Origin of the sequence: Streptacidiphilus sp. MAP12-20 (assembly GCF_041262525.1) — a bacterium.
Classification (GTDB): domain Bacteria; phylum Actinomycetota; class Actinomycetes; order Streptomycetales; family Streptomycetaceae; genus Streptacidiphilus.
In genome coordinates, this window is the sequence record NZ_JBGCCK010000018.1 from 65,765 (window position 1) to 84,126 (window position 18,362).

Genomic DNA, 18,362 nt, shown 5'->3' on the forward strand with positions numbered 1-18,362 from the left:
CGGCTCAGCCCCTCCTTCCCAGGCCCACCAGGCGCAGCAGGCCGTTACGGCGGACGGTCGTGCGTCGCACCTCGGCCTTCACCATGCGCTCGATCAGTTCTCGTTCGGTCTGATGCGGAACGTACCGCTCCGGGCGGCCTTCCGCTCGTTGTTTTGCCACCGCGCTGCGGACGCCGTAGCTGAACGCGGAGAGCTTGACCAGCGGTCCGCCCAGCGTGGCGGCCATGGTCGAGGAGAGCGCGTGGGCGTTGGCGGCGGCGTCCTGGACGTCGGCGGTGATCGCGTCGACGCGCACCAGCTGGTCGTTGGCCGCGCGCAGCGCCTCCGCCGCCTCGTCGAGCAGCGGCACGGCCCGCTCCGTCACGGTCTCGACCAGCTCGGTCGCCTGACGCAGCGCCTTGGCCAGGCGCAGCAGCACCACGGCGAGGAGGGTGACCAGCACCGCCCAGAACACGGCGACGACGAGGCCCGCGACCTCTCCACCCGACACCTTGGCGCTCCCTCGCAACATGCTGGTCCGTTTGCAAAACCCTATCGCGCCGCGACGCGGATCCCGACCGCATTACCACCGCACGAGGCCGCACGTACAGAGTGTGTGCGGATTCCTCGCGGGACGGTCAAAGGGAACGTAACCTACCGATTGGTCACCTCGTTGGGCCATCCAGGGGAACGATGCTCGCCTCCGAAAGGGGACCTGTGCACACAGGCTTGTCCGGAAACCTGCCCGCCGAGATGACCGGATTCGTCGGCCGCAGGGTCGAACTTGCCGCGGCCCAGCGGCTGCTGCGCGGCTCCCGGCTGGTGACCGTGGTCGGCCCCGGCGGCGTGGGCAAGTCCCGGCTGGCCATCCGGGCGGCCGCCGCCGCGGCGGACCGCTTCCCCGACGGGGTCTGGATCGTGGACTGCGTCGAGGTGAAGGAGCCCGGCCTGCTCTGCCACGCCGTCGTCGAGGCGCTGCGGCTGACCGACGGCACGGCGCGCCCGGTGCAGCAGATCCTGCTCGACTTCTTCGCCCGCCGCGAGCTGCTGCTGGTGCTGGACGGCTGCGAGCACCTGGTGGAGAAGATCGCCCCGATGCTGGCCTTCATGCTGGGCGCGGCCCCCGGTCTGCGCGTGCTGGCCACCAGCCGCCAGTCGCTGGAGGTCGCCGGCGAGCACCTGCTCCAGCTGGCCCCGCTGCCGGTCGACGGACCGCGCGCGGACGCGGTGGCGCTCTTCGCGCAGCGCGCGGCGGCCGTGCTGCCCGGCTTCCGGGTCACCCGGAAGAACCTGGAGCAGGTCACCGCGCTCTGCCGCCGGCTCGACGGCATCCCGCTGGCGCTCGAGCTCGCGGCCGGGCGACTGCGGGTGCTCTCGGTGGAGCAGATCACCGAGCGGCTCGACGACCGGTTCCGGGTGCTGACCGGCGGCGCGCGGACGGCGCTGCCGCGGCACCAGACCCTGCGCACCGCGATCGGCTGGAGCCATGAGCTCTGCTCGCCGCAGGAACGGTTGCTCTGGGCCCGGCTCTCGGTCTTCGTCGGCGCCTTCGACCTGGAGGCGGCCGAGTACGTCTGCGCCGGCGAGGGGCTGGCCCCGGACGAGGTGCTGGACGTCCTGTCGGAGCTGGTCGCCAAGTCGGTGGTGCTGCGCGAGGAGGGTGGCGAACCCGATGACGGAACGGGCGGCGCAACGGACGGCGGGTCGGGCGGCGCAACGGTCCGCTACCGGATGCTGGACACGCTTCGCGAGTACGGCGCGCAGTGGCTGCACGAGTCCGCGGCCGAGCCGCTGCTGCGCCGCCGCCACCGGGACTGGTACCTCGGTCTGGCCACCTGGGGCGAGGTCGAGTGGTTCAGCCCCCGGCAGTTGGAGACCAGCGTCCGCACCGAACGCGCCCACAGCAACCTGCGGGCGGCGCTGGACTACTGCCTGACCGAGCCGGGTGAGGAACAGATGGCGCTGCTGCTCGCCGGGACGCTCTGGTACTTCTGGGTCGGCTGCGGACACCTCGGCGAGGGCCGGATGTGGCTGGACCGCGCGCTGGACCTGGCCCCCGAGCCGACCGAGGCACGAGCCAAGGCGCTCTGGGTCACCGGCTACATGGCCACCCTTCAGGGCGACGCGGTCCGCGCGCTGCCCGCGCTGGAGGAGTGCCGCCGGCAGGCCCTGGAGACCGGCGACGACCGCGCGCTCGCCTACGCCGTGCACCGGCAGGGCTGCGCGGCCCTGATCGCGGACGAGTTGGACCGTGCGGTCGAGCTGTTCGACGAAGCGCTGTGGCACTACGACAAACTCGGCGAGCTCAACAGCAACGTGCTGATGGGCATGTTCGAGCTGGGCCTCGCCCACACCTTCCGCGGCGACGCGGCCACCGGAGCGACCTGGATGGGCAAGGTCCTCGCCGAGTGCGAGCGCTACGGCGAGCAGTGGGCCTACGCCTACGGCCTCTTCGCCTGCGCCGTCTCGGCCTGGACGGTCGGCGACCTGGAGCGGGCACGGGCCTACGCACGCGAGTCCGTCCGGCTGAACCACACCTTCAGGGACCTGGTCGGCCTGGTGCTCGGGCTGGAGATGGTGGCCCTGCTCACCGCCGAGCCCGGCCCCGACGACCAGCCCGGCGATCTGCGGGAAGCGGCGCTGCTGCAGGGCGCCGCGCACGCGGTCTGGCGCTCGGTGGGCGTCCCGCTGTTCGGCTCCCGGAACTTCAACGCCGCGCACCAGGAGTGCGACCGGCGGATCCGTGCGGGACTCTCCGAGGCCGACGCTGCCGAATCGTTCCGCCAGGGCGCCGCGCTCGGACTCGACCACGTCGTCACCCGCGTCCTGAACGCCCCGTCGCGCGCCGCCGGTGCCGGAACAGCACAGCGCCCCCACGACCGAGTGGTCGTGGGGGCGCTGCGAGGACCGCTCGCGGGTCAGCGCGAGTAGTACTCGACGACGAGCTGCTCGTCGCAGATAACCGGGACCTCGCGGCGCTGCGGCAGCCGGTCCAGGCGGAAGGCCAGGGCCTTCAGGTTGACCTCGAGGTACTTCGCGGTCTGACCCTCACCCGCGTTGCCACCCTCACGGGCGACGACGAACGGGGTCTTCTCCTTGGAGCGCTCGCGAACCGTGACGACGAAGCCGGGCTTCATCTGGTACGACGGGCGGTTGACCTTGGCGCCGTTGACCTCGATGTGGCCGTGGACGACCATCTGACGGGCCTGGTAGATCGTGCGGGCGATGCCCGAACGCAGGACCAGGGCGTCGAGACGGGTCTCCAGCAGGGCGACGAGCGCCTCACCGGTCTTGCCCTCGACCTTGCGGGCACGGTCGAACGCGCGAGCCATCTGGGTCTCGGACAGGTCGTACTGGGCGCGCAGACGCTGCTTCTCGACCAGACGGACCTTGTAGTCCGAGTTCTGCTTGCGGCCACGGCCGTGCTGCCCCGGCGGGTACGGGCGGGCCTCGAAGTACTTGACGGACTTCGGGGTCAGCGGAATGCCCAGTGCACGGGCAATCTTGACCTTGGGGCGCTTCTGGTTCGCCATGAACCAATACCTCTTTCGGTGTGTAACAGGCTCACCGCTGTTGAAGGAGGTCGCTTCTCGCGGTCCAGGGAGAGCCGCTCCCAGGACCGGGCACAAAGTGCAACACACGAGTGGCCCACCAACCCTGCGGGTGGTGGGCTGCACGCGACACCCGAAGGTGCGCAACGCTCCTGCCGGATTTCTCCGGCCTGTGTGACGCCCCGCCGGTGACGTCACGCCTTACGGCGCGACACGGGACATCTCGCTCCGGAAAGCTTACCAGCAGACGGAACGTCCTCAGGGGCGCGAGGAACTGCGCGAGAAACCACCCTGTGCGGATGGCCCTGCGCGTTGAGGACCATCCGCACGCCGATGGTTGCTCGCGCAGTTCCCCGCGCCCCTTAGGGGTTCCCCTTGAGCCTCTCTCTGATCCACTCGACCGTGTCCGCGTAGCGGGCTTCCGCCCCGTGCCGGCTCGGCCGGTAGTAGCGCTTGCCGTGGATCGCGTCCGGCGCGTACTGCTGGGCCGCCACGCCTTCCGGCACATCGTGCGGGTAGACATACCCCTGCGCATGCCCCAGCTTCTTCGCGCCCGCGTAGTGACCGTCACGGAGATGCGCCGGGACGGGACCTGCCAGCCCAGCCCGCACATCCGCCAGCGCCTCGCCGATGGCGATCGTCGCCGAGTTCGACTTCGGGGCCAGCGCCAGCGCGATCACCGCGTGGGAGAGCGTGAGCGACGCCTCGGGGAAGCCGATCATCGCGACCGCCTGCGCCGCCGCGACCGCGATCGGCAGGGCGTTCGGGTCGGCGACGCCGATGTCCTCGCTCGCGGAGATCATCAGTCGTCGGGCGATGAACCGCGGGTCCTCGCCCGCCTCGATCATCCGGGCGAGATAGTGCAGCGCGGCGTCCACGTCACTCCCCCGGATCGACTTGATCAGCGCGCTCGCCACGTCGTAGTGCTGGTCGCCGTCGCGGTCGTAGCGGACCGCCGCGCGGTTGACCGCGGTCTCGGTCAGTTCGAGGGTGACCGTCTCCTCCTGCTGCTCGATCGCCGCGCCGGCCGCCGCCTCCAGCGAGGTCAGCGCCTTGCGGGCGTCGCCGCCAGCGATTCGGACCAGATGGTCCTCGGCGTCCTCGGCCAGCGCGACCGCCCCGCCCAACCCCCGCTCGTCCGCCACCGCGCGGTGAAGCAGCGCGCGGACGTCCTCGTCCGTCAGCGACTCCAGAGTCAGCAGCAGCGAACGCGACAGCAGCGGCGAGATCACCGAGAAGTACGGGTTCTCCGTCGTCGCCGCGATCAGCGTGACCCAGCGGTTCTCGACCGCCGGCAGCAGGCTGTCCTGCTGGGCCTTGGAGAAGCGGTGGATCTCGTCCAGGAAGAGCACCGTCTCCTTGCCGCTGGTGCCGACCGCCCGTCGCGCGCCCTCGATGACCGCGCGGACCTCCTTCACCCCGGCGGTGATCGCCGACAGCTCGACGAAGCGGCTCTCCGTCGCCTGGCTGATCACATACGCCAGCGTCGTCTTGCCCGTCCCGGGCGGTCCCCAGAGGATCACCGACGACGTCGCAGCGGGCCCGCCGCTCGCGGCGACCAACCGCCGCAGCGGGGACCCTGGCTTCAGCAGCTGGCGCTGCCCGGCGACCTCGTCCAGCGAGCGCGGCCGCATCCGGACGGCGAGCGGCGAGCGGCCCGGCTCTTTGGCCTGGAAGTCCTCGGCGGCGGCGGTGAACAGGTCTGGTTCCACTCCCCCGACACTACCGTCACGGACCGACACCCAAGCTGGGCCCAGCCCGCCGCCCCCAGCTGGCGCACCACGCCCTTGGCTGGTCACCGCCGGCGGTAGGCGAGTTCGGGGCGGCCGACCTGGCCGTACTGCGGTTCGCGGCGGGCGCGGCCGGTCTCGACCAGGTGCTCCAGGTAGCGCCGCGCGGTGATCCGCGAGACGCCCGCCGCTGCGCCGACCGCTGCGGCCGAGAGACCCGAGACTGCCTCCCGCAGCACGCCTGCCACAGCTTCGAGCGTCGGTGTCGTCAGGCCCTTGGGGAGCGTCGTGCCGCGTGGGCTGCGCAGTTCGGCGAAGGCCTGGTCGACCTCGTCCTGGCCGAGGGCCTCGCCGTCGCGGTCCAGGCTCTCACGGTAGCGGGCGTAGCGGGTGAGCCGGTCCAGGAGGGCGGCGGCGGCGAAGGGCTTGAGCAGGTACTGCACGACGCCGGTCGACACCGCCCGGCGGACGGTCGCCAGGTCGCGCGCCGAGGTGACGGCGATGATGTCCGCGCCGTGCCCCGCCGCGCGCAGGGTACGGATCAGCTCCAGACCGTGGCCGTCCGGCAGGTAGAGGTCGAGCAGGATCAGCGCCACCGGCGCGTCCTCCCCACGCCGCCGTTCCAGGAAGCGCAGCGCCTCGGCCACGCTGTGCGCGGTGCCAGCGCAGCGGAACCCGGGCGCGCGGTCCACGTAGCTGGCGTGCGCGTCGGCGGCGACCGGGTCGTCCTCGACCACCAGGACCTGGATCACCGCGACACCTCCCGCCCGCGCTGCAGCGGGATGCGGACCGTCAGCACCGCGCCCGTCGTATTCGGGCCGACCTCGACGCTGCCGCCGTTCCGGCGCGCGGTCTGCGCGACGAGCGCCAAGCCCAAGCCCCGCCCCGACTGCTTGGTCGACCAGCCGCGCCGGAAGACCTGCTGCACCGCGTCCGGCTCGATGCCGGGCCCGGTGTCGGCGACACGCAGCAGCAGCTCGCGCGCGTCGCTGCGGGCGGTGACCGTGACGGTGGGCGGTCCGTCGTGCGCGGCGGAGCCCTCGATCGCGGCGTCCATGGCGTTGTCGATCAGGTTGCCGAGCAGGGTGACCAGGTCGCGGGCGCTGAAGTCGGCGGGCAGGGCGTCGTCGATGCGGCTCTCCTCGGTCAGCGTGAGCTCGACGCCGCGCTCGGCCGCCTGCGCGGCCTTGCCGAGCAGCAGCGCAGCCAGCACCGGCTCGTTGACCGCGCCGACGACCCGGTCGGTCAGCTGCTGCGCGAGCTCCAACTCGGCGGTGGCGAAGTCGACGGCCTGCCGGTGGCGGCCCAGTTCGATCAGCGAGACGACGGCGTGCAGCCGGTTCGCCGCCTCGTGCGCCTGCGCGCTCAGCGCCTCGGCGAAACCGCGCACGGAGTCCAACTCGCCGCTGAGCGCCTGCAGTTCGGTGTGGTCCCGGAGAGTGACCACGGTACCGAGGTCCGGGCCGTCGCCGATCGGGGAGGTGTTCAGCACCACCACCCGGTCGGTGGTCAGCTGGAGCTGGTCGCGGGCCGGCTCGGGTCCGGTGATCGCGGCGCGCAGCGGTTCCGGCAACGGCAGCTCGGCGAGCGGCAGCCCGTCGACCGGGCCGCTGAGGCCCAGCAGCTCCCGGGCGGCGTCGTTGCACAGGACGACCCTGCGCTCGCGGTCCAACAGGACCAGGCCCTCGCGGACGGAGTGCAGCGTGGCCTGGTGGTAGTCGTAGAGATGGCTGAGCTCGGCCGCGCCCATGCCGTGCGTGTGCCGCCGCAGGCGCCGGTTGGCCAGCCAGGTCCCGACCCCGCCGAGGACGAGGGCGGCGAGCGCGACCAGAACCAGCGCGGTGATCGCCCCGCTGAGCTGCCCGCTCAGGCTCTGCACGGTGATGCCGACGCTGACCAGCGCGACGAGCTTGCCGGTCGCGTCGAGCACAGGCACGACGGCCCGCACGGAGGGGCCGAGCGTGCCGGTGTAGGTCTCGGTGAAATTCTGCTCCCCGGCGAGCGCGGGGCCGATGTGCCCGAGGAAGTGCCTGCCGATCTCGCGCGGATCAGGGTGGGTCCAGCGGATGCCGTGGGTGTCCATGATGGTGACGAAGTCGACCCGGGCGTCCCGGCGGACCTGCTCGGCGTAAGGCTGCAGCACGGCGGTCGGATCCCCGCTGCCCTGCACCGCGGAGAGGACAGTGGGCGCGTCGGCGACGGAGTGGGCCGTGGCGAGCACCTGGCGCTCGGCGGCCTGCTGGGCGCGGTCGCTGGTGAGCACGTAGGCCAGCACCGCTCCCCCGGCCACCACCAGGGCGACGATCAGCACCTGCACCGCGAACAGCTGCCCGGCCAGGCTGCGCGCCACGCGGTGGCGTGGGCGCAGGGGAGGGCGGCTGAGGTGCATGTCTGCCAGTGTGCACGCGCCCGCGCGGCACGCGTAGCGGGTCCGCCGTGAACTCTATGAACGCAAGCGTGACGCGCACCACGCCCGCGTCGATAGTCGTCGAAACCGGCCCGCCACCCCGAGGCCGGTGGGGACGACCGGCAAGGGAGCCGCAGCATGTCAGTCAGATCAGTCGGAGCGGTCAGGCGCGAGCGTACGCACTATCTCTATCTGGCCGTGATCGCGGCGGTCCTCGCGGGCATCGTCGTGGGCCTGGCCGCGCCCTCGTTCGCGGTGCAGCTCAAGCCCGTCGGGACGGGCTTCGTGAACCTGATCAAGATGATGATCAGCCCGGTCATCTTCACCACGATCGTGCTGGGCATCGGCTCGGTGACGAAGGCTGCCAAGGTCGGCAAGGTCGGCGGACTGGCGCTCGGCTACTTCGTGGTGATGTCGACGGTCGCGCTGGCCATCGGCCTCGTCGTCGGCAACATCGTGAACCCGGGCGCGGGCCTCCACCTCACCGAGGCCATGGCGAAGGCCGGTCACGCCCAGGCGGCGACGGGAGCGGCGGAGAACACCACGGACTTCCTGCTCGGGATCATCCCGACCACCCTTGTCTCGGCGCTGACCGGCGGTCAGGTACTGCAGACGCTGCTGGTGGCGCTGCTGGTGGGCTTCGCGCTGCAGTCGATGGGGGCAAGCGGCGCGCCGGTGCTGCGCGGGGTGGAGCACCTGCAGAAGCTGGTCTTCCGGGTGCTGTCAATGATCATGTGGGCGGCCCCGGTCGGCGCGTTCGGCGCGATAGCGGCCGTGGTGGGCGCCACGGGCTGGGCTGCGCTGAAGTCGCTGCTCATGATCATGCTGGGCTTCTACCTGACGTGCGCGATCTTCGTGATCGTGGTGCTCGGCCTGCTGCTGCGCCTGGTCGCGGGCGTCAACGTCTTCGCGCTGCTGCGCTATCTCGGGCGCGAGTTCCTTCTGATCCTCTCCACCTCGTCGTCGGAGAGCGCACTGCCGCGCCTGATCGCGAAGATGGAACACCTGGGCGTGAGCCGCCCGGTCGCGGGGATCACCGTCCCGGCCGGCTACAGCTTCAACCTGGACGGCACGGCGATCTACCTGACGATGGCCTCGCTCTTCATCGCCCAGGCGATGGACAAGCCGATGTCGCTGGGATCGCAGATCTCGCTGCTGCTGTTCATGGTGATCGCGAGCAAGGGCGCGGCAGGCGTCACCGGCGCGGGCCTGGCGACCCTGGCGGGCGGCCTCCAGTCGCACGCCCCCGCTCTGGTCGACGGCGTCGGCCTGATCGTCGGCATCGACCGCTTCATGTCGGAGGCTCGGGCCCTGACGAACTTCGCGGGCAACGCCGTTGCCACGGTCCTGATCGGCCACTGGACGCACGAGCTGGACCGCGACCGCATGGCCCTGGTCCTCACCGGACGACTGCCGTTCGACGAGGCAACTCAGGCCACCGAGACTGCTGCGGTGATACCGACTCAGACGCCCGCTGCTGTCTAAGACGGGAGTGGGCAACGCCCAAGGGGCGCGAGGAACTGCGCGAGCAACCACCCTGTCCGGATGGCCCTGCTCGTTCAGCGACACACCACACAGGGTGGTCTGTCGCGCAGTTCCTCGCGCCCCCTAGGGCTTACGCCTCTGCCTTGGGCTTCGCGTCGACGCCCGCTTCCTTGCGCTGCGCGGCCGTGATCGGCGTCGGCGCGCCGGTCAGCGGGTCGCCACCGGTGGACGTCTTCGGGAAGGCAATGACGTCGCGGATCGTGTCGTAGCCGCCCAGCAGCGCGACCAGACGGTCCAGGCCCAGCGCGATGCCACCATGCGGCGGCGGGCCGAAGTCGAACGCGTTCAGCAGGAAGCCGAACTGCGACTGCGCCTCCTCCGGGGAGAGCCCGATCGCGTCGAACGCGCGCTTCTGCACGTCCTTCTGGTGGATACGGATCGAACCGCCGCCGATCTCCGAGCCGTTGAGCACGAGGTCGTAGGCGTTCGAGAGCGCGCTGCCCGGGTCGGTGTCGAAGGTCGCCATCGACTCCGCCGTCGGCGCGGTGAAGGGGTGGTGCACCGCGTGCCAGCCCTGGAACTCGCCCTTGTCGTCCTCGATCGGCTCGAACATCGGGAAGTCGACGACCCAGAGGAAGGCCCACTTGGACTCGTCGATCAGGTCGCAGCGCTTGCCGATCTCCAGACGCGCCGCACCCAGCAGCTCCTGCGAGGCGGTCTTCTTGCCTGCCGCGAAGAACACGCAGTCGCCCGGCTTCGCGCCCACCGCGTCGGCCAGTCCGGCGAGGTGCTCCTCGCTGAGGTTCTTGGCGACCGGGCCGCGCAGCTCGCCGGTCTCCTCGTCGATCAGCACGTAGGCCAGACCGCGCGCGCCGCGCGCCTTCGCCCAGTCCTGCCACGCGTCCAGCTGCTTGCGCGGCTGCGACGCACCGCCCGGCATGACGACCGCGCCGACGTACGGCGCCTGGAAGACGCGGAACTCGGTGCCGGTGAAGTACTGCGTCAGCTCGGTCAGCTCGTTGTCGAAGCGGACGTCGGGCTTGTCGGAGCCGTAGCGGTTCATCGCGTCGGCGTAGGCGATGCGCGGCAGCGGCAGCGGCAGCTCGTAGCCGTGGACCTCGCCCCAGACCCGGGCGATGACCTCCTCGCCCAGCTTGAGGATGTCCTCCTGGTCGACGAAGGACGCCTCGACGTCGAGCTGGGTGAACTCCGGCTGACGGTCGGCACGGAAGTCCTCGTCACGGAAGCAGCGCGCGATCTGGTAGTAGCGCTCCATGCCGGCCACCATCAGCAACTGCTTGAACAGCTGCGGCGACTGCGGCAGCGCGTACCAGCTGCCCGGCTGCAGGCGGACCGGCACGACGAAGTCGCGGGCGCCCTCGGGGGTAGAGCGGGTGAGGTACGGCGTCTCGATGTCGAGGTAGCCGTTCTCCTCCATCACCGTGCGGATGATGTGCGTCGCCTTCGAGCGCAGCCGCAGCGCGCGGGCGGGGCCCTCGCGGCGCAGGTCGAGGTAGCGGTACTTGAGGCGGACCTCCTCGTTGACCGAACCGGGCTCGTACTCCGCCACCATGAACGGCAGCGCGGCGGCCTCGGAGAGCACGGTCAGCTCGGAGACGACGACCTCGACCTGCCCGGTCGGGATGTCCGGGTTCTCGTTGCCCTCGGGGCGGATCCGGACGTCGCCGACGATCTTGACGCACCACTCGGATCGCAGCTCGCCCACGGCCTCCAGGTCGCGGAAGACGACCTGGAGGGTGCCGGAGGTGTCCCGCACGTCGACGAAGGCCACGCCGCCGTGGTCGCGGCGGCGGGCGACCCAGCCGGCGAGGGTGACGGTGGTGCCGGCGTGCTCCGGGCGGAGCGTGCCGGCCTCGTGGGTGCGGATCACTGGAGCTTCTCCTTCAGGGTGGCGACGAGAACGTCGAGGGCGACCGGGGTCTGGTCACCGGTGCTGAGGTCCTTCAACTGAACCAGACCTTCGGCAAGATCACGCTCACCGGCGACGAGCGCGTAGCGGGCGCCGGAGCGGTCGGCGGCCTTCATGGCCGCCTTGAGGCCCTTGCCGCCGTAGGCGATGTCCGCGCTGAGGCCGTTCCGGCGCAGCTCGGTCACCTGGGCGAAGAGCACCCGGCGAGCCTGCTCGCCGAGCGGGACGGCGAAGACGTCGCTGGCATTGGGCGTCGGCAGCTCGACGCCCTCGGCCTGCAGTGCGAGCAGCGTCCGGTCGATGCCGAGCGCCCAGCCCACGGACGGGAGCGCAGGTCCGCCGATCATCTCGGACAGGCCGTCGTACCGACCGCCTCCGCCGACGGCGGACTGCGAGCCCAGACCGTCGTGGACGAACTCGAAGGTGGTCCGGGTGTAGTAGTCCAGGCCGCGCACCAGCTTGGGGTCGTCCTCGAAGGCGATGCCCGAGGCGGTCAGCAGCTCGCGGACGTGCTCGTGGTACGCCTTGCACTCCTCGCAGAGGAAGTCGACGAGCATCGGCGCGCCGACGAGCTGCTTCTGCACGTCCGGGCGCTTGTCGTCGAGCACGCGCAGCGGATTGATCTCCGCGCGGCGAAGCGTCTCGGGGTCCAACTCGAGGCCGCGCAGGAAGTCCTGGAGCGCGGCGCGGTAGACCGGGCGGCACTGCTTGTCACCGAGGCTGTTGAGCAGCACACGGAAGTTGCTCAGCCCGAGCGAGCGGTAGGCGTCCACGGCCAGGATGATCAACTCGGCGTCCAGCGCCGGGTCCTCGGCGCCGATCGCCTCGGCGCCGACCTGCCAGAACTGGCGATAACGACCGGCCTGCGGACGCTCGTAGCGGTACTGCGAGCCGCTGTACCAGAGCTTGACCGGGAGGTTGCCGACCCGGTGCAGGTTGGCCTGGAGCGCCGCCCGCAGCACCGAGGCGGTCGCCTCCGGGCGCAGTGCGAGCTGGTCGCCGCCCTTGGTGATGAGGGTGTACATCTCCTTGGTCACGATGTCGGTGGACTCACCGACGCCGCGCGAGAAGAGATTGACGTCCTCGAAGACCGGCGTCTCAATGTAGCCGTATCCGGCGCGGCGCAGCGGCGCGGCGATCGCCTCGCGGACGGCGAGGACGGTGGCGGAGTCGGGCGGGAGAATGTCGTAGGTGCCCTTGGGGGCGGAGAAGCTGCTGCTCACGTCTCGTCTCAATCAGATTCCGCGGCGCGGGGCGCCGGGCGTCGTCGCGGCGCTGCCGGCTACCTGTCGCAGGTACGGGTTGGCGGCGCGCTCGCGGCCGATGGTGGTCTGGGGGCCGTGTCCGGAGAGGACCACGGTCTCGTCCTGCAGTGGCAGGCACACGCGGGCCAGCGACCGCAGGAGGGCGTCGTGGTCGCCTCCGGGGAGATCGGTGCGTCCGACGGAGCCGGCGAAGAGCAGGTCGCCCGAGAACAGCACCGGCGGAAGGTCCGGTGCGGCGGGCGTCCTGAACGTCACCGACCCCCTGGTATGGCCCGGCGCGTGGTCGACGGTGAGGCTCAGCCCGGCGAGCTCCAGCACGCTGCCGTCGGTGAGCACCCGCACGTCGTCCGGCTCGCCGACCGTCAGCTCGCCCATCAGCTGCGCGCCGATGGAGCGGCCGAGGGCCTTCTCCGGATCGGAGAGCATGTAGCGGTCCTCGGGGTGGATCCAGGCCGGGATGCCGCGCGCGCCGCAGACCGGGACGACCGAGGCGACGTGGTCGATGTGCCCGTGGGTGAGCACCACCGCGACCGGCTTGAGCCCGTGCTCGCGCACCGCGTCCTCGACGCCGGCGGCCGCCTCGTGGCCCGGGTCGACGATGACGCACTCCTCGCCGGCTGCGGGGGCCAGGAGGTAGCAGTTGGTGCCCCAGGCTCCAGCGGGAAAGCCGGCGATGAACACGTGAGTCCTTTGCACAGGTACGGGTGGAAGGCTGCGAATGCTGGCAGCAGCCTACCGGCGGTACGGGAAGGATCGCGAACCGTATAGGGCGGGGGCCGATCCTTCTCATAGCCGCATTCAGCACGCGTTTACAGTTTTGGTCCCTACACTGGGCGGCCGTTGAGTGGGAAGATCCCCGCGACGGACAGACCCGATGACGACGAGGAGGGTGGCTCGGTGGCCCCCAACGACACCCGCAGGCCCCAGCAGCTTCCCAAGGACAAGGAGAAGCGCCGCCGCGAACTGCAGCGGATGAAGCTGGAGCGACAGGCCGCGGCGCGGGCCCAGCGGGTCACGTCCGCCCGCAAGAACACCGCGATCGTGGCGGCCGCGGTCGTCGCGGTCGCCGCGGTGGCGACCGGTGCGGTGCTGCTGTGGCCTTCCGGCGGCGCCAAGAACAAGCCCTCCGCGGACGCGATGAACAACCGCGCGTCGAGCTCCGCCGCGCCTTCCACGGCCCCTTCGGCGAGCACCGCCAAGGCCGCCTACACCATCACGCCGAAGAGCGACGGCAGCTGGAAGACCGAGCCGGCGATGTCCATCGACACCAGCGGCAACTACACGGCCAAGATCAACCTGGGCCAGGGCAGCGTCACCATCAAGCTCGACGCGGCCGCGGCGCCGCACACGGTGAACTCCTTCGTCTTCCTGGCGAACAACCACTTCTTCGACAACGTCTACTGCCACCGCCTCACCACGGCCGGCATCTACGTGCTGCAGTGCGGTGACCCGACGGGCACCGGATCCGGTGGTCCTGGCTACCAGTTCAAGGACGAGAACCTCACCGCGTCGTCGATCAAGGGCGGGGTCTACCCGGCCGGCACGATCGCGATGGCGAACTCCGGCGCCAACACCAACGGCTCGCAGTTCTTCCTCGTCTACAAGGACAGCCAGCTCTCCCCCAACTACACGCCGTTCGGCACGATCACCGGCGGCCTGGACGTCCTGACCGGCATCGCCGCGAAGGGCGCGGACAGCTCCAACGGCTCTGGCGACGGTAAGCCGATGCAGCCGGTGATCATGAACAGCGTCACCGCGGGCAAGGGCTGAGCAAGACCGCAACGGGGCCCGGGGCGGCCGGATCCACGGCGCAGGCAATTATCCGCGCGGGGATACGGACAGCGCCGGGCCCCTTCGCCTATGTTGGCGTCTTGTAGGGTGCGCTTCTGCGCTCTCCGGCGGCGCGGAGACGAAACCGGCCGGGCAATCTTCGAACGTGGACGGCGGCCGCCTCCCCTGGTCCCAACGGTTCCAGGGCGGTGACCGCCATATGGAGGAGGCGCTGTGACCAGCGATCCGTGGGGCCGTGTCGACGACGAGGGGACCGTCTACGTGCGGACGGCCGACGGCGAGCGCGTCGTCGGTTCGTGGCAGGCGGGTTCCCCCGAGGAGGCTCTGGCCTACTTCACGCGCAAGTACGAGGGCATCGCGGTGGAGATCGGTCTGCTGGAGCGCCGCGTGCGCACCACCGACCTCGCCGCGAAGGATGCGATGACCGCGATCGAGCACCTGCAGGCGCAGGTGACCGAGGGCCACGCGGTCGGCGACCTGGACGCCCTGGCCAAGCGCCTCGAGGCGCTGGTGGCCGAGGTCGACTCGCGCCGCGAGGAGCGGAAGGCGGCCCGGGCCAAGGCGCAGGAGGAGGCGAAGGGCGCGAAGGAGGCGCTGGTCGCCGAGGCCGAGCAGCTGGTGGAATCCACTCAGTGGCGCGAGGCCGGGGACCGGCTGCGCGACCTGGTGGACACCTGGAAGGGCCTGCCCCGCCTGGACCGCAAGTCCGACGACGAGCTGTGGCACCGCTTCTCGCACGCCCGCTCGGCCTTCTCCAAGCGCCGCAAGGCGCACTTCGCGTCGCTTGACCAGCTCCGCGAGGAGGCCAGGCTCAAGAAGGAGAAGCTGGTCGTCGAGGCCGAGTCGCTCTCCGGCTCGACGGACTGGGGCGCGACGGCGGCCCGCTACCGCGAGCTGATGACGGAGTGGAAGGCGGCGGGTCGCGCGCAGCGCGAGTCCGAGGACGAGCTGTGGACCCGCTTCCGCGGCGCCCAGGACGTCTTCTTCCAGGCCCGTTCGTCGGTCTTCGACGAGCGCGACGCGGACGAGCGCGGGAACCAGACGGCGAAGGAGGCCCTGCTGGTCGAGGCGGAGGCGCTGCTCCCGATCGGTGACCTGCGGTCGGCGAAGGCGTCCTACCGCGATCTCGCGGAGCGCTGGGAGGCCATCGGCCACGTCCCGCGCGACGCGCGCCCCCGCCTTGAGGCGCGCCTGCGCACGGTCGAGCAGGCCATCCGCGAGGCGGAGGACGCCGAGTGGCAGCGCAGCAACCCCGAGGCCCGCGCGCGGGCCACGGGCATGGCGGGTCTGCTGCAGACGGCGGTGGAGAAGCTGGAGAAGCAGATCGCTGCCGCTGAGGCGAAGGGTGACTCCCGTCAGGTCGCCAAGCTCCAGAGCGAGCTCGCCGGCCGCCAGGAACTGCTGGCGCAGGCGCTGAAGGGGCTCCAGGAGTTCAGCGGCTAGCGCCTTCGGCAAGCGAGGTACTTGCACTATTCAGGGGCGCGAGGAACTGCGCGACAAGCCACCCAAGGTGGTGTGTCGCCGAACGAGCAGGGCCACCCCCACAGGGTGGTTGCTCGCGCAGTTCCCCGCGCCCCTTAGCGTGTGCCGCATGCGGGAAGTTGCACGACCTAGGGGCGCGAGGAACTGCGCGACAAGCCACCCAAGGTGGTGTGTCGCCGAACGAGCAGGGCCACCCCCACAGGGTGGTTGCTCGCGCAGTTCCTCGCGCCCCTTAGCGTGTGCCCGCTAGCTCATCGCGACTTGGCTGAGGTCACCCGGTAGACGTCGTAGACGCCCTCTACGCCGCGGACCGCCTTCAGGACGTGGCCCAGGTGCTTCGGGTCGCCCATCTCAAAGGTGAAGCGGCTCATCGCGACCCGGTCGCGCGAGGTCTGGACCGCCGCCGACAGGATGTTGACGTGCTGGTCGGAGAGGACCCGCGTCACGTCCGACAGCAAGCGCGAGCGATCCAGCGCCTCGACCTGGATCGCGACGAGGAACACCGACGACTGCGTCGGCGCCCACTCGACCTCGACCATCCGCTCCTGCTGCTGCGCCAGCGCATCCACGTTGACGCAGTCCGCCCGGTGCACGGAGATGCCGTTGCCGCGCGTGATGAAGCCGACGATCGGGTCGCCCGGCACGGGCGTGCAGCAGCGCGAGAGCTTGACCCACACGTCCGCCACGCCCTTGACCACCACCCCGGGATCCTGCGTCGCCCGACGCTGCCTGCGGTTCCGGGCAGGCGACGGAGTCGTCAGATCCGCGATGTCCTCGGTCGCCCCCTCCTCGCCCCCGGCCGCCTGGACCAGCTTCTGGACGATCGTCTGCGCCGCGACATGGCCCTCGCCGATCGCCGCGTACAGAGACGAGATGTCCGGGTAGCGCATCTCGTGCGCCAGCGTGACCAGCGAGTCGCCGGTCAGGATCCGCTGCAGCGGCAGGCCCTGCTTGCGCATGGCGCGGGTGATCGCGTCCTTGCCCTGCTCGATGGCCTCCTCGCGGCGTTCCTTCGAGAACCAGGCACGGATCTTGTTGCGGGCGCGCGGGGACTTGACGAAGCTGAGCCAGTCCCGCGAGGGGCCCGCGTTCTCGGCCTTGGAGGTGAAGACCTCGACCGTGTCGCCGTTCTCCAGCACGCTCTCCAGCGGGACGAGCCGCCCGTTGACACGTGCGCCTATCGTCCGGTGCCCGACCTCCGTGTGGACGGCATAGGCGAAGTCCACCGGGGTGGCCCCGGCCGGCAGCGCTATGACGTCGCCCTTCGGGGTGAAGACGAAGACCTCGTTGTTGGAGAGGTCGAAGCGCAGCGACTCCAGGAACTCGCTCGGGTCCTCCGTCTCCTTCTGCCAGTCCAGCAGCTGGCGCAGCCAGGCCATCTCGTTGACGGTCTCGCCCTTGCCCGCCGGGGTGTCCGTGCGGACCTTGGAAGCGCCCGCCACCGCCTGCTGCTTGTACTTCCAGTGCGCGGCGATGCCGTACTCCGCCCGGCGGTGCATGTCGAAGGTGCGGATCTGCAGTTCGACCGGCTTGCCCTCGGGCCCGATGACCGTCGTGTGCAGCGACTGGTACATGTTGAACTTGGGCATGGCGATGTAGTCCTTGAACCGCCCCGGCACCGGGTTCCACCGCGCGTGGATGGTGCCCAGCGCCGCGTAGCAGTCGCGGACGGAGTCGACCAGGACCCGGACGCCGACCAGGTCGTAGATCTCGGCGAAGTCCCGGCCTCGCACGATCATCTTCTGGTAGACGCTGTAGTAGTGCTTCGGGCGGCCCTTGACCTCGGCCTTGATCCTGGCCGTCTTGAGGTCGCCCATCACCGCCTCGGTGACGCTGTGCAGGTACTCGTCGCGCTTGGGCGCGCGCTCGGCCACCAGACGCACGATCTCGTCGTACATCTTGGGGTAGAGGATCGCGAAGGCGAGGTCCTCCAGCTCCCACTTGATGGTGTTCATGCCCAGCCGGTGCGCCAGCGGGGCGTAGATCTCGAGCGTCTCGCGGGCCTTCTTCTCCTGCTTCTCCCGCTTGAGGTAGCGCATGGTGCGCATGTTGTGCAGCCGGTCGGCGAGCTTGATGACCAGGACGCGCGGGTCCTTGGCCATCGCGACGACCATCTTGCGGACCGTCTCGGCCTGCGCGGCCTCGCCGAACTTGACCTTGTCCAGCTTGGTGACGCCGTCGACCAGCATGGCGACGGTGTCGCCGAAGTCGCGGCGGAGCGTGTCGAGACCGTACTCGGTGTCCTCGACGGTGTCGTGGAGCAGCCCGGCCATCAGCGTGGGGGCGTCCATGCCGAGCTCAGCGAGGATTGTCGCGACGGCGAGCGGATGGGTGATGTACGGGTCGCCGCTCTTGCGCTTCTGGCCGCGGTGCCACTTCTCCGCGATCTGGTAAGCGCGCTCCAGCGTGTGGAGATCGGCCTTGGGGTCGTTGCTCCGCACTATCCGGAAGAGCGGTTCGAGCACCGGGTTGAACGTGTTGCTGCGCTGGCCGCCCAGGCGGGCGAGGCGGGCCCGGACGCGGGAGGGCGAGGCGGACCCCGGCGCGGTCGGTCGCGGCGCGACGGCGTGCGCCCCGGCGGCCTGGAAGGTGGCCGGGACGGACGGGGAGACGGGCTTCGGCGCGGCCGCCGGTGCTGCCGCGGGGCCCTTCTCCTGCGCGTCGGGGGCTGTGGGCGCGACCTCTTCGGGCAAGTGCACTCCTCTGGAGCGAGACCGGAACCTCAATGGTACCGAGCGTCAC

Annotated in this window: 13 protein-coding genes; 4 read left to right on the top strand and 9 right to left on the bottom strand. The window is 70.8% G+C overall.

Going from position 1 to position 18,362, the window contains the following annotated elements; genetic code table 11:
- Positions 1 to 4: 4 nt before the first annotated feature.
- A complete protein-coding gene (locus ABIA32_RS23605) occupies positions 5 to 490 on the bottom strand; it encodes a DUF948 domain-containing protein (protein WP_370098894.1) in 486 nt (161 codons plus the stop codon).
- A 242-nt stretch (positions 491 to 732) separates the two neighbouring features.
- Between ABIA32_RS23605 and ABIA32_RS23610 the strand changes: the two genes are divergently transcribed.
- A complete protein-coding gene (locus ABIA32_RS23610; RefSeq protein WP_370098897.1) occupies positions 733 to 2,910 on the top strand; it encodes a regulator in 2,178 nt (725 codons plus the stop codon).
- Here ABIA32_RS23610 and rpsD read toward each other — a convergent pair.
- The 4 genes from rpsD to ABIA32_RS23630 form a co-directional block, all read right to left on the bottom strand.
- A complete protein-coding gene (rpsD, locus tag ABIA32_RS23615; protein WP_370098900.1) occupies positions 2,898 to 3,512 on the bottom strand; it encodes a 30S ribosomal protein S4 in 615 nt (204 codons plus the stop codon). The two genes, ABIA32_RS23610 and rpsD, sit on opposite strands and share 13 nt — an antisense overlap.
- Positions 3,513 to 3,892: 380 nt before the next feature.
- The gene (locus ABIA32_RS23620) at positions 3,893 to 5,242 is read right to left on the bottom strand and encodes a replication-associated recombination protein A (RefSeq protein ID WP_370098903.1); all 1,350 of its coding nucleotides are present in this window, start codon (positions 5,240 to 5,242) and stop codon (positions 3,893 to 3,895) included.
- Positions 5,243 to 5,325: 83 nt separating this feature from the next.
- Positions 5,326 to 6,012 (bottom strand): response regulator, encoded by a 687-nt coding sequence (locus tag ABIA32_RS23625; protein ID WP_370098904.1) that lies wholly within the window; start codon positions 6,010 to 6,012, stop codon positions 5,326 to 5,328.
- Positions 6,009 to 7,649: an ATP-binding protein gene (locus tag ABIA32_RS23630; protein ID WP_370098906.1), complete on the bottom strand. Its 1,641-nt coding sequence runs from the start codon at positions 7,647 to 7,649 to the stop codon at positions 6,009 to 6,011. Before ABIA32_RS23630 ends, ABIA32_RS23625 begins: the two co-directional genes overlap by 4 nt.
- Positions 7,650 to 7,805: 156 nt before the next feature.
- Between ABIA32_RS23630 and ABIA32_RS23635 the strand changes: the two genes are divergently transcribed.
- Positions 7,806 to 9,152: a cation:dicarboxylate symporter family transporter gene (locus ABIA32_RS23635; protein WP_370098909.1), complete on the top strand. Its 1,347-nt coding sequence runs from the start codon at positions 7,806 to 7,808 to the stop codon at positions 9,150 to 9,152.
- A gap of 130 nt (positions 9,153 to 9,282) precedes the next feature.
- Here ABIA32_RS23635 and aspS read toward each other — a convergent pair whose 3' ends face one another.
- Genes aspS through ABIA32_RS23650 form a run of 3 tightly spaced genes read right to left on the bottom strand, consistent with a single transcriptional unit; the run spans position 9,283 to position 13,028 of the window.
- Positions 9,283 to 11,043: an aspartate--tRNA ligase gene (gene aspS, locus ABIA32_RS23640; protein WP_370098912.1), complete on the bottom strand. Its 1,761-nt coding sequence runs from the start codon at positions 11,041 to 11,043 to the stop codon at positions 9,283 to 9,285.
- Positions 11,040 to 12,305: a histidine--tRNA ligase gene (gene hisS, locus ABIA32_RS23645; protein ID WP_370098914.1), complete on the bottom strand. Its 1,266-nt coding sequence runs from the start codon at positions 12,303 to 12,305 to the stop codon at positions 11,040 to 11,042. Before hisS ends, aspS begins: the two co-directional genes overlap by 4 nt.
- A gap of 12 nt (positions 12,306 to 12,317) precedes the next feature.
- Positions 12,318 to 13,028, bottom strand: a complete 711-nt coding sequence (locus ABIA32_RS23650) for an MBL fold metallo-hydrolase (protein WP_370098917.1) — start codon at positions 13,026 to 13,028, stop codon at positions 12,318 to 12,320.
- A gap of 216 nt (positions 13,029 to 13,244) precedes the next feature.
- Between ABIA32_RS23650 and ABIA32_RS23655 the strand changes: the two genes are divergently transcribed.
- Together ABIA32_RS23655 and ABIA32_RS23660 are read left to right on the top strand one after the other, a co-directional pair.
- Positions 13,245 to 14,117 (top strand): peptidylprolyl isomerase, encoded by an 873-nt coding sequence (locus tag ABIA32_RS23655; RefSeq protein WP_370098920.1) that lies wholly within the window; start codon positions 13,245 to 13,247, stop codon positions 14,115 to 14,117.
- A gap of 234 nt (positions 14,118 to 14,351) precedes the next feature.
- Positions 14,352 to 15,581: a DUF349 domain-containing protein gene (locus tag ABIA32_RS23660; RefSeq protein WP_370098922.1), complete on the top strand. Its 1,230-nt coding sequence runs from the start codon at positions 14,352 to 14,354 to the stop codon at positions 15,579 to 15,581.
- A gap of 290 nt (positions 15,582 to 15,871) precedes the next feature.
- Here ABIA32_RS23660 and ABIA32_RS23665 read toward each other — a convergent pair whose 3' ends face one another.
- Complete coding sequence (locus ABIA32_RS23665; RefSeq protein WP_370098924.1) at positions 15,872 to 18,313, bottom strand: bifunctional (p)ppGpp synthetase/guanosine-3',5'-bis(diphosphate) 3'-pyrophosphohydrolase; 2,442 nt, start codon at positions 18,311 to 18,313, stop codon at positions 15,872 to 15,874.
- Between the last annotated feature and the right edge of the window lie 49 nt (positions 18,314 to 18,362).